Genomic DNA, 12,708 nt, shown 5'->3' with positions numbered 1-12,708 from the left:
ATAAACATTACAGGAATGAAGAGAAAAAATATAAATATCGTTTTAGGAGGATTAGGTTTACTCTCTTTAGTAAGTTGTAAGTCCGAGAAAATCATAACAGAACCTACTTTACCCAATGTTATCTATATATTTCCCGATCAGATGCGCAATCACGCAATGGAATTCTGGAATCAGGAAGGATACAATGATAAAGTAAATTTTAGGGGAGATCCCGTACAGACCCCAAATCTAAATAAATTTGCAAACGAGTCGCTCGTACTATCTTCGGCAATAAGCAATTGCCCGATAAGCAGTCCTCATAGAGGCATGTTTCTTACGGGTATGTACCCTGAGAATAGTGGAGTAACACTCAATTGCAATTCAAACCGACCAATCAGCAGTCTCAAAACAGAGACCAACAACATAAGCGATGTTTTCAGCATGGCAGGATACGACTGTGCATACATCGGTAAACTTCATGTAGACTACCCTACCCCAAATGACCCTGCCAATCCCGGACAGTATGTGGAAGACAAACAGCCTGTGTGGGATGCTTATACTCCACCCGAGAGACGACACGGGTTTAATTATTGGTATTCGTACGGCACTTTTGATGTGCACAAGCACCCTCATTACTGGGATACTCAAGGAAAAAGGCACGATATAAACAAGTGGTCGCCCATACATGAAGCAGATATGGCTATTGCCTATTTGCAAAATAAAGATGGGGTTCGCGACCCTAAGAAGCCTTTCTTTATGGTAATAAGTATGAATCCTCCACATAGCCCTTACGGATCGTTAGAAGATTGTATGGAAGAGGATTATAATCTATATAAAGACAAGCCTACGGATCAACTGCTCATTCGTCCGAACGCTGACTTATCAATGGAAAAAACCCGATCAGCACCCTACTATTTTGCATCGGTAACAGGTGTAGATCGTGAATTCGGTCGCATACTACAAGCCCTCAAAGAGCAAGGATTAGACAAGAATACGATCGTTGTATTTACCTCCGATCACGGGGAAACAATGTGCAGTCAAGGGCTTGAAGATCCTAAAAACTCGCCTTACAACGAAGCGGTAAACGTACCCTTTATTGTTCGCTATCCTGAAAAAATAAAACATCGTGTTGATAATTTGCTGCTATCCTCACCCGATATTATGCCAACTCTATTAGGGTTATGCGGACTCGATAAGCAAATACCATCAACCGTAGAAGGTCTGAACCACGCTAATATATTTTACGAAAAAGGGCAGAACAATTACAGACCCAAAGGTGCATTATATATAAAAAATGCAGATGGCGACAAAAATGAAGAAGGGAAAGTTATTTCTTACTTCCCCACATCCCGAGGAATTATTACCGATCAGTATACTTTGACATTTACAATCGATAAAAAGACCAAGGCTCTAAAAGAGACTCTTCTGTTCGATAATATAAAAGATCCATATCAATTGAAGAATCTACCTATTAAAGAGCACAAAGAGGTTGTAAACCAATTGACCGAAGAAATGGTTCGCCTCTTGAAACAAGCCAACGATCCTTGGTACAGAGAACAAATTTTGAGTAACCTAATCCCTTATAATGCTATTTAAGCTATCAGATTTTTCATTACTCAACAAAAAAGCTCATTTTAAATAAGTTACAATCAAAATAAACGACAACAAAGAGTTACATATTACCGAAATAATACCAAAACAAAAAGTAGTTTACTATTGGGGATAGATAAAGACTCATATACAAATATTGGAAAGTATTTTATCGTATATTTATAAGTATAACCAGCTTTAAATATTACACTTACCAAAACAACCAATAGCTCTGCGAGCTTAAAATCTGATACTATGAAAAACAAAAAACACATCCTCATTATTCTTTTGCTGTTTCTCACAGCAAATACATTTGCTTATACTGAAAAAAATCTGCTCGTAAAAAAAGCAGACATGGAAAGTCTGAAAAGCATGCTGATCATGAATCAGAAATGGGTACCATACCCTAAGTACAACGATCGTAAAGATTGGGACAACTTATTAGGAGAGTCAAAAGCCGATCTAATAAAAGATGGAGAGAAATACCTCAACTACGAATGGCGGGTGGTAAAAGCGACCGACTATCTGGAATTTGAAAGATCGGGCAACCGCGAGATCATGCAAAACCCTTACAACAGTAACAATCAAGCTGTAGTAGCTTTACTAATGGCTGAATTAGCCGAAGGAAAAGGACGTTTCATGGATCAGTTGATTAATGGTGTTTATCAATCGTGCGAAATGACTTCGTGGGCACTATCGGCTCATCTTACAGCTCAGCACTCCAAAAGAATTTTACCCGATTACACCGAACAAGTGATAGACTTGGGTTCGGGAAATTTGAGCGCAGTATTGGCATGGACTTATTATTTTTTCAATAACGAGTTCGATAAAGTAGATCCTGCCATATCGAAGCGTTTGTATCGCGAACTAAAAGATCGCACATTAGACCCATATATGAACGAAGACCGTTTCTGGTGGATGGCGTTCAACCTTAAACCGGGGGGAATGGTAAACAACTGGAATCCATGGTGTAACTTCAATGTACTGCAAACTTTTATGCTTCTCGAAAACGACAAGGATCAACTGGCAAAGGCAGTATACAGAACCATGCAATCGGTAGATAAATTTATCAACTATACACACTCCGATGGAGGATGTGAGGAAGGTCCATCGTATTGGGGACATGCAGCAGGTAAAATGTATGATTATTTGCAATTGCTAAGCAATATTACAAATGGTCAAGTTTCGATATTCAACGAACCCATTATCAAAAATATGGGCGAATACATTTCGAGATCGTACGTTGGCGACGGATGGGTAGTAAATTTTGTGGATGCTTCTGCCAAAGGTGGAGGTGACCAACAATTGATATACAGATATGGCAAGGCAGTGAATAGTACCGAGATGATGCAATTTGCAGCTTATCTTGAAAAGCAAAAACCATCGAAATTCAAGGCTGATATAGATATTTTCCGTGCATTACAAACCTTACTATACAGACACGAACTTAGCAGCCAAAAGCCTGTACATATTACACCCGATTACACATGGTATCCCGAAACCGAATTTTGTTATATAAAAGATAAAGCTGGTTTATTTCTAGCTACCAAAGGTGGATACAATAATGAAAGCCACAATCATAACGACATAGGTACATTCTCGCTCTATATCAATAATATACCTGTAATAATAGATGCAGGTGTGGGTACATATACCAGACAAACATTCAGCAGCGAAAGATATTCTATCTGGACAATGCAAAGTAACTTTCACAATCTACCTATCATCAACGGAATACCTCAGGCGTTTGGCTCTCAATACAAAGCAACAAACATTACCTTCAATCCAAAGAGCAGTACTTTCTCGGTAGATATATCTAAGGCATATCCCGAGACTGCACACGTTAAACAATGGATTCGTTCTTACAAACTTAAAAATGGAACTGTTGCTATTGACGATACTTTCGATTTAAATGAAGCTACTGTAAACAATCAAATCAATTTCCTTACATGGGGAGATATCAACATAGATACTTTAGGCGAAGTTACGATAAGCATAAACGGACAAAAGGCTGTTTTGGAATATGATAAAAACAGCTTTACACCCACAATCGAAACTATCACTTTAGACGACCCTCGCCTAGCGAATGTATGGGGTGAAAAAATATACAGAGTATCTCTTAACGCCAAAAATGCTGTAAAGAAAGGAAAATACTCCTTTGTGATTAAGAAAAAATAAAGCCATTGTAGGGGCAGACCTATAAGTTTGCCCCTACAATAAAACTATAAAAAGGTCTCTGACCTCAAACCCTACAAAACCATAGCTTATGAGATATTTATTAACGTGTAGTTTATTTAGCCTTAGTTTATTTGCAACGGCTCAGCAAGACTCGCGTATACCTCCTGCAAAAGATTTAATAATCTATCAGTTACCAAAAAAATCTATCTACCATAAAGGATGGATAGACTTCAACAAAAATGGAAAGATGGATGTATATGAAGATCCATCTGCCACAATAGATGCCCGAATAGAAGACTTGCTCAGCCAAATGAATGTGAACGAAAAAACCTGTCAGATGGTTACCCTATACGGTTACAAACGGGTTTTAGCCGATGACCTGCCCACTCCCGAATGGAAAAACAAGCTTTGGAAAGATGGTATGGGAGCTATTGACGAACACCTCAACGGGTTTCAGCAATGGGGATTACCTCCATCCGACAATCCATTTGTGTGGCCGGCATCACGTCATGCATGGGCGTTGAATGAAGTACAACGATTCTTTATTGAAGAAACGCGCTTGGGTATTCCTACCGATTTTACGAATGAAGGTATCAGAGGTGTTGAAAGTTACATGGCTACCAATTTTCCCACTCAATTGGGATTGGGGCATACATGGAACCGAGATTTGGTAAATAAAATAGGATATATCACAGGACGCGAAGGTCGCTTATTGGGTTACACAAATATCTATGCACCTATTCTGGATGTAGGACGCGACCAGCGATGGGGGCGTTACGAGGAGGTGTATGGCGAAAGCCCTTATTTGGTTGCCGAACTGGGTGTTGCCATGACTAAAGGTATGCAAAAAGATTATCAGGTAGCATCTACCGCCAAACATTATATTGCATATAGTAACAACAAAGGCGGACGCGAAGGAATGGCTCGTGTAGACCCTCAAATGTCGCCTCGAGAAGTTGAAAACATACATGTATATCCTTGGAGACGTGTTATAAAAGAAGCAGGACTGTTAGGAGCAATGAGTGCCTATAACGATTACGACGGATTCCCCATACAAAGCAGCTATTATTGGCTGACAACCGTTCTGCGCAAAGAGATGGGATTTAAAGGATATGTAGTTTCGGATAGTGATGCGGTTGAATATCTGCATTCTAAACATGGTACATCTGCCGACATGAAAGAGTCGGTACGTCAATCGGTAGAAGCAGGATTAAATGTACGTTGTACTTTCCGCTCACCAGACTCTTATGTATTACCTCTCAGAGAATTGATTCACGAAGGAGGTATAAGCATGGAAACTATTGATGATCGTGTACGTGATATACTTCGGGTAAAATTCTTAGTTGGATTATTCGATGCTCCTTATCAGATGGATTTAAAAGCTGCTGATAAAGAAGTGAACAGCTTAGAAAACCAACAGATTGCTTTACAAGCATCACGCGAATCTTTGGTCTTACTAAAGAATGAGAACAATACCCTACCCTTGTTGAAAGACAAAATAAAAACAATCAGTATTTGCGGACCCAATGCCAACGATGCTTCGTATGCTTTGACTCATTACGGACCTTTAGCCGTTGAAGTGTCGTCTGTATTGGATGGTATAACAGCTAAGGTGGGTAAAAACACAGAGGTTCTTTATACTCTAGGTTGTGATCTGGTAGATGCTAACTGGCCTGAATCGGAAATATTGCCAAGTCCACTAACTACTGACGAACAAGCTGAGATAGACAAAGCTGTTGCTAATGCTCTGAAAAGTGATGTTGCAATAGTAGTATTAGGAGGTAACAATAGAACTTGCGGCGAGAATAAATCACGCTCGAGCCTCGATTTACCGGGACGACAACTCAATCTATTGCAAGCCATTCAAGCTACAGGTAAACCTGTTGTTTTGATTATGATAAACGGAAGACCCAATTCTATAAACTGGGCAGACAAATATGTGCCTGCTATTTTAGAGGCTTGGTATCCCGGCTCTCAAGGTGGAACAGCTATTGCCGATGTGCTTTTCGGCGATTATAATCCGGGAGGGAAACTTACCGTTACATTCCCTAAAACAGTAGGGCAGATACCATTCAATTTCCCTGCAAAACCAGCTTCGCAAGTAGATGGTGGTAAAAGCGTAGGAATGCAAGGTAATATGAGCCGAGTTAACGGAGCTTTGTATCCTTTTGGATATGGACTGAGCTATACTACTTTCAAATACTCAGACCTTTCTATATCGCCCGCTATAATCACGCCCAAGCAAGAAGTTACTGTACGTTGTAAAATAACAAATACGGGTAACAGAGATGGTGATGAGGTTGTACAATTATATACTCGTGATATAATCAGTTCGGTAACCACCTATGAAAAAAATCTTCGTGGATTTGAGCGCGTACATCTTAAAGCAGGAGAAACCAAAGAGGTATCTTTCACTCTATATCCAAGAGATTTTGAACTTCTCAACCTAGATAATAATTGGGTGATAGAACCGGGAGATTTCCGCATTATGATCGGAGCCTCGTCCGAAGATATTCGCCTGAAAGATATACTTACAGTAGCACCCTACGGCGAACAAATGGTTCAAAAGAAAATTGCAGGAGTAAACGAATCGGTTTCAATGGTATTGGACAATAACAACAATACTGAATGGAATGGTGTTAGTGGCGACTATCTGACTTTTGTAATGGACGAAAACGCACAGCCTGATAAAATAGGTATTTACTGGAAAGCCATAGAACACCCCGCTGCTTTCGAGATTCAATTATCAAGCGGTGGTGGTCAATTTCTAACAGTGTATAAGGGGGAAATCAAAGAGACTGAAAAGTTATCAGCTTACTCGTTTCCAAAAACAATCGCTAGCGATGTCCGTATTGTGATAACTTCGGGCAAAGCATCTATTTCGGAAGTGAAATTAGATAAAGTAAAGCGTTGACAGATTATTTCTTTTCAAACAAAAAAGGTGAGACTCAAGAGTCTCACCTTTTTAATCTAATTATATCTGCATAGAAGTCTTAGACCTATCTGTCACTTCATACAGTTTAAAAAGCCATACTTGGAGACATAAATAAAGCCCCGCTAGCTTTCTTTATTTTCGGCTTGGTCATTCCAATATAATCATTTATAAAATCACGAATAAAAATAACTCGAACCTCACTAGTTCTTGTCGAATTAGTTAAAAGACTTCCTCCATAAGGATCATAAACATACTCTGTATTATTATAGAAAAATTTGAGAGTCATTCTTTCAGTAGCTTCATTACCCTCAAATTTGAATATCCCTTCTTCTTTTTCTGATAGTTTCTGAATATTTGGATAATAAATTAAAGTTCCCTCATACTGCGAAGTATAAATAAGTTTGAAACCTCCCCCTATGGGAGCCAATTTACTCTTAATTTCCTCAGTAATCTTATCAATCGCAGGCTGATCTTCAGAAGTTTCGTTCTCAGCCTCAACAGATGCTCCTTGACTTGTAATCAGAAGAGAGACTGTCTTAATGATAACATCTACTTTTAATGTTGCCGATCGGTTTTCACTATCAATCACCGTAACCGAGGTACTTCCTTCCTTAATACCCTGAATTTTAATCCTGAGTCTTATTTGTCCTGTATTTAAATCTTTATATTCATCAATTACGGCAGTTGCAATTTCTTCATTGTTAGACTTTACTGTAAATGCTCCATTAACATTACGAGTTTCAACTAAAATTGAGCCAACACTCGTTACACTTGCCGAACTTACTTTTTCGGAGCCATAGAGAAACTTAATATCAGTATCTTCGTCATCGTCACTACAGGATGCAAAGCCAATAAAACACAGAGAGGCAATAAATAAATAGAGGAATTTGTTTTTCATAGTTAATAATGTTAGTTCTTACTTCTGTTAATAATTACAACTCAAATGTATCACTTTTTTCCTAAAATAGGATCAAGTTAATTTGAGAAGCCTATCTTTAGTCAATAACATCATCCTCTTTTTTGCGGTACTCATTGGGCGACATATTGAATTGAAGCTTAAAGCATCGGCTAAAATAGCGGGCTGAACTGAAACCAAATTCATCGGCAACATCACCAATCTGCAAATTGGTATTATTTCTCAACATAAAAGCAGCGCGTTTAAGCTTATAGTTCAGTATAAATTCATTAGGACCAACTCCTGTAAGAGTCTTAAACTTCGCAAATAGAGAACTACGCCCCATGGCCATTTCGCGAGCCAGGGCATTAATATCAAACTCGGTATTAGTCAGATTATCATCAATTACCTTCTCTACTTTTTTCAAGAAATTCTGATCCAACTTATTATTGGCTAAGAGTTGAATATCAACAGACTCCTGCTTTCTGAATGTTTCTTGAAAACGTAGTCGATTCTGAATTAAATTATTGCAACGTGTTAAAAGTATTTTCGCATTAAATGGCTTCATAATATAATCGTCTGCTCCTTTTTGCAAACCCTCTAGATTCTGTTCATCCGAAGTTTTTGCAGTCAATAAAACTACGGGAATATGGCTTGTGTTGATATTATTCTTTATCCGCATACACAACTCAGTCCCATCCATTTCGGGCATCATTATATCACTCAATATAATGTCGGGCATGTTGTCTTGAGCCTTCTGCAAGCCCTCTTTACCATTATAAGCAATCATCACATTATAGAAAGGAGAAAATATTGATTCTAATAATTCTGATAATTCTTCGTTATCTTCAACTATCAGAATTGTGTAGAGCCTAGCCACAGGAACATCATTTACTAATGAATCACCCTCAGAATCGTTCCCTAGGAAATCTAAGGTAGGCAATGTATCCTCTTTTACAGCCTCATAGCCATCGCGTATTATTTTAACGTTAGTGTCCTTCTGAAAATGCTCAACTCCTTTTTTCAGTATTACAATAAATATACTTCCATAATCGGGCTTACTTTCAACCAGCATTTCGCCATGATGAAACTCTACAATTTCTTTACAGATAGCCAAACCCATTCCCGTTGTAAGGTAAGGGTCTTCTGCTTTTACATTATTACTTGCCTGATAGAACTGTTCGAATATATTTTTTATATCAGCCTTATCGATACCTACACCATTATCAATAACCTTTACAGTTATCTCATCAGCACCTTCAAGAACAATTAACTCTATGCACCCCTTTGCAGGTGTATAGCTAAAAGCATTTGACAAAAGATTATAAAATACCTTTTGCAATTGCTCGGGATCAAACCAACAAAACAGAGTTTCTGACGAAGATTCGAAATTATATTTAATCTCTTTAGATTGTGCTTTCTCTTTAAATGATGAGTAAATATCCTTGAGAATAGGTATAAGATCGGCATGATAAATATGAAGCTGAGTTCTCACATCCTCCATCTTTTGAAAATCGAGAATCTCGTTTACCAGATTTCTCATTCGGTACGAATTCTTATATATTTTCTGAATTCGATCCGACACCGATTTCGATAATGTATCACTCTGAAGAAGCAATTCAATCTGTGTAATAATAAGCGTTAATGGTGTGCGGAATTCATGACTTATTTTGGTAAAGAATGAAAGCTTCGCCTTATTAAGCGTTGTTATGTATTGCTTTTCTTTTCTCTCATACTGTAACGACGCTTCGAGCCTTATCTGTCTTTGTCTAAAATAGATGAAGCCATACAACAAGAGTCCGAAAATGAACAGATATACTATCCACGCAAAAGGCGTTGCATAAAAGGGAGCATTCACAATAATCTCTAATTGAATTTCATCCGAAAGACTATTTAGAGTGCTATAAGCATTTTGAGTTCTTACCCGTAGAATATACTTGCCCGGTGTTAAATGCGTATAAACAAGGGATGCTTTATTTGTGGGAATCCAATGATCGTCAAGCCCATCTAATTTATACTCATACAAGCGAGGGTTATACGAGCTTGCATAATCATTATCGGCAAACGTAATTGTCAGATTATTTTGATTATGTTTCAGCGAAATTTTAGGAGTATAAGCTAAGATATCTCTCAAAATGGGAGAACCATCATCGGGTAAAACCTCCTTATTATTGACTCTTAATTTCGAAAAATAGAGATTATAAGGGGGATCAGGAGAATATAAATCTCTCTCAAAAAAAGAAATAAGACCTTCTGTTGTACTAACAAACACTTCTCCGTTTTTACAAACCAGTATTGAATTGCCTCTGTTGAATGAAGATATGGGTAATAATCGGCTGATACCAATTGATTTCAGCAATCCTTTATCTGGATCTAAAATAGAAAGACCTTTATCTCCAATTACAATTAAATGTCCCAATTGAGACTCTGCTACATTGTAACAATAATTACTCAGCAGTTGTCCATTTTCGGAAGTATAGGATGTAAAAGATTCTGTCTTCGGGTTGAATCTCAATAAACCAAGCCCTAGGGTAGTAATGTATATATCGCCACTTTTCGACTCGAATAGCGTTAATGATCTCGATGTGGAAAATTTTTCTTCGAAATAATACTTTTTGATCTGATCTTTACTGTCATTCAGATTCAAACGGGCTATATAGTTCCTAAATGTTGATATCCATAAATAACCTTTAGAGTCAATAATAAAACTTATACCCGAGTACTTTTCAAATAATTCTGGGGAGTATAGTGGTACTATTTTCCCCGTTTTAACATCCATTTTAAACAATCCATGAGTATCTTGAAAATAAAGTTCTCCTTTATAGAAAACGGTCTGCAATAGAATGGAATGATATAGACCATCTTGACTAGGTTCATTCAAAAAGTTCTTGAATTTTCCGGTCGCAATATCATAACTACTCACACCACCCGTATGAGTACCCATATATAATTTATTGGCGATAGAATCATAGCAGATGCTTTTCAGATTATTATGATTGGGTCCATCGTCTCCATGATCGGCAGTAAAATACTTAAAACGACTTTTCTTCCTATCAAGCATGTTCAAACCACCACCTTCGGTACATATCCAAACATTATGATCGTTGCCCTCAACCATATTACCTACAAATGGGTAGTTGAGCGAATTGTCGCGAAGCGGATCTACTCCGTAATATGTAAAGACATCTTTTTTAGGATTGAAAAAGTTAACTCCCCCATAGTACGACCCAATCCAAAAAGACCCTTGTCGGTCTATTAATAAAGAAAAGATAGAAGAATGAGCGAGGCTACCCGATGTATAGTTATTTGTATAAACACTAAACTCTCCCGTTTTGGGATTATATTTATTTAAACCCACAAAAGTACCAATCCATATATTACCATCCGGATCTTCCACAAATGTTCTCACCTGATTGCTGCTAATACTATTTTCGACTTTGGGGTTATGCAAAAACTCAGAAACTACTTCCTTAGCATTTATTCTATACATGCCCTCCATACGCGTACCTATCCACAGCTCATTTTGAGAACTTTCGAATATTTCCCAGATTTCCTTATCAGGAATTACACATACAGGTGTATTATCAGGTAAGAGCTTGTACAAGCCTGACAAAGTTCCTATCCACAATTGTTGTTTATGGTCTTTGAAAATTTTAGTTATTTTATTGCTTAAGATAGGAGCCAATTTGAAACTAAAACGATTCATCTGTTCGTTCCAAGTATATATGGTATCTTTTGATGCAATGTATATGGTTCCATCAATAGATGAAAGTGCAGATACTTCCAATCCACTAAATGTGGAAAATTTGTGTTGCTTGAGGTCATATTTCATCAAACCATTATCATTTGTCATAAAAAAGATATCACCTTCTTTATTCTCCGTAATATTGGTTATTTTTTCACCTTCAATCGTTAATCGGGATAATGAATTGGTTCCCTTATAACTTACTACTTCCGAACCATTATAGATACTGAGCCCTTCCATCGTGCCGAACCAAATTCGTCCCAACTTATCCTGATGTATACTCAGTACGGATAATTGAGACAAACCATCTTTAACTCCTATATGTTTAAAATATATAGGGTAAGCAAATACATAAGAAAGTATAAATAATATACAGAATATTACTTTTTTCATGAGGCAGAACTACTGAATAAAAGCCCTAGGTATACAGGTTACAATTCAAAGATAAGATTTTGTTTATAACTTGTTTCTTTTTGATCGTTTTTTCATGACGAAAGGGGAAGCTATTGCCTCCCCTTTCGTTATATTTTCTTTTTTATTCCTCTAGTGTTTTATGGATGTGTTTACCATCCTTTAGTTGCTCCGCCTTTAAATTCGCGATCGGCTGTTTCTGCAACCTCATCCGATTGAAAAGCCTTTACAAATCGCTTCACTCTGTCATCGTCCTTATTATCTTCTCTTGATACTATCACATTCACATAAGGCGAGTCTTTCTCTTCTACAAAAATTCCATCTTTCAAAGTGAGTCCCACACCCGCGGCAAATGTATTATTTATGATGGCTATTATTACTTTATCATCATCCAGAACCCGAGGTAGTTGAGGAGCTTCTAATTCCACTATTTTAAAATTTCGGGGATTCTCTATTATATCTGTCACTTTGGGTATGAAGCCAACATTGTCGCGAAGCTTTATTAGACCTTGCTTTTGCATCAAGAGGAGTGCACGACCGCCATTTGTCAGATCGTTAGGTATTACAATCGTACTTCCATCCTTTAGTTCATCCAACGATTTTATTTTCTTCGAATATCCCGCCAGAGGATACACAAAAGCATTGCCTACAACTGCAAGTTTATAACCTCGCTCCTTCATTTGGTTTTCGAGATACGGTACATGTTGAAATACATTCGCGTCAATATCCCCCTGATCGAGCAGTGTATTAGGCACAACATAATCGGTGAGAGTAACCAAATCAACATCCAGATTGTATTTTTCTTTGGCCACTTTCTGAGCCGTTTTTGCTACAATATATTCGGGTCCCAAAACAACTGCCACTCGAATATAGTTGGGATCGTTCTTTCGTCTTCGTCCACAAGAACTAAACAGAATAATACCTGCTAAGCACATAGCAAGTATCGAAAACATTTTTAATCTCATCTAAATATTT

Annotated in this window: 6 protein-coding genes; 3 read left to right on the top strand and 3 right to left on the bottom strand. The window is 37.6% G+C overall.

All coding sequences use genetic code 11. From position 1 onward, the window contains the following. Nucleotides 1-15 precede the first annotated feature (15 nt). The 3 genes from IR022_RS00480 (at nucleotide 16) to IR022_RS00470 (ending at nucleotide 6,661) form a co-directional block, all read left to right on the top strand. Entirely contained in the window at nucleotides 16-1,575 is a 1,560-nt protein-coding gene (locus tag IR022_RS00480; protein WP_050710763.1) for a sulfatase, read from the top strand. A 249-nt stretch (nucleotides 1,576-1,824) separates the two neighbouring features. After that, complete coding sequence (locus IR022_RS00475; protein ID WP_194202210.1) at nucleotides 1,825-3,747, top strand: heparinase II/III family protein; 1,923 nt, start codon at nucleotides 1,825-1,827, stop codon at nucleotides 3,745-3,747. A gap of 88 nt (nucleotides 3,748-3,835) precedes the next feature. Further along, nucleotides 3,836-6,661: a glycoside hydrolase family 3 C-terminal domain-containing protein gene (locus tag IR022_RS00470; RefSeq protein ID WP_194202209.1), complete on the top strand. Its 2,826-nt coding sequence runs from the start codon at nucleotides 3,836-3,838 to the stop codon at nucleotides 6,659-6,661. 106 nt (nucleotides 6,662-6,767) lie between these two features. On the opposite strand, the gene IR022_RS00465 is transcribed toward IR022_RS00470, so the two are convergent. From IR022_RS00465 to metQ, 3 genes are all read right to left on the bottom strand, one after another. Continuing rightward, entirely contained in the window at nucleotides 6,768-7,580 is an 813-nt protein-coding gene (locus tag IR022_RS00465; RefSeq protein ID WP_194202208.1) for a hypothetical protein, read from the bottom strand. A gap of 97 nt (nucleotides 7,581-7,677) precedes the next feature. Continuing rightward, nucleotides 7,678-11,715 (bottom strand): two-component regulator propeller domain-containing protein, encoded by a 4,038-nt coding sequence (locus IR022_RS00460; RefSeq protein ID WP_194202207.1) that lies wholly within the window; start codon nucleotides 11,713-11,715, stop codon nucleotides 7,678-7,680. Nucleotides 11,716-11,885: 170 nt separating this feature from the next. Then, nucleotides 11,886-12,698 carry a methionine ABC transporter substrate-binding lipoprotein MetQ gene (gene metQ / locus IR022_RS00455; protein ID WP_194202206.1) on the bottom strand — a complete coding sequence of 271 codons (813 nt, stop codon included), beginning with the start codon at nucleotides 12,696-12,698 and terminating at the stop codon, nucleotides 11,886-11,888. Nucleotides 12,699-12,708: the final 10 nt, after the last annotated feature.

Origin of the sequence: Dysgonomonas sp. GY617 (assembly GCF_015233815.1) — a bacterium.
Classification (GTDB): Bacteria; Bacteroidota; Bacteroidia; order Bacteroidales; family Dysgonomonadaceae; genus Dysgonomonas_A.
This window is presented reverse-complemented; position numbering and strand designations above follow the sequence as displayed.

Excerpts from the sequence above, each read along its gene's own strand:
- IR022_RS00470 (WP_194202209.1), top strand. The coding sequence starts at position 3,836 with ATGAGATATTTATTAACGTGTAGTTTATTTAGCCTTAGTTTATTTGCA.
- metQ (WP_194202206.1), bottom strand. The coding sequence starts at position 12,698 with ATGAGATTAAAAATGTTTTCGATACTTGCTATGTGCTTAGCAGGTATT.
- IR022_RS00460 (WP_194202207.1), bottom strand. The coding sequence starts at position 11,715 with ATGAAAAAAGTAATATTCTGTATATTATTTATACTTTCTTATGTATTT.
- IR022_RS00465 (WP_194202208.1), bottom strand. The coding sequence starts at position 7,580 with ATGAAAAACAAATTCCTCTATTTATTTATTGCCTCTCTGTGTTTTATT.
- IR022_RS00480 (WP_050710763.1), top strand. The coding sequence starts at position 16 with ATGAAGAGAAAAAATATAAATATCGTTTTAGGAGGATTAGGTTTACTC.
- IR022_RS00475 (WP_194202210.1), top strand. The coding sequence starts at position 1,825 with ATGAAAAACAAAAAACACATCCTCATTATTCTTTTGCTGTTTCTCACA.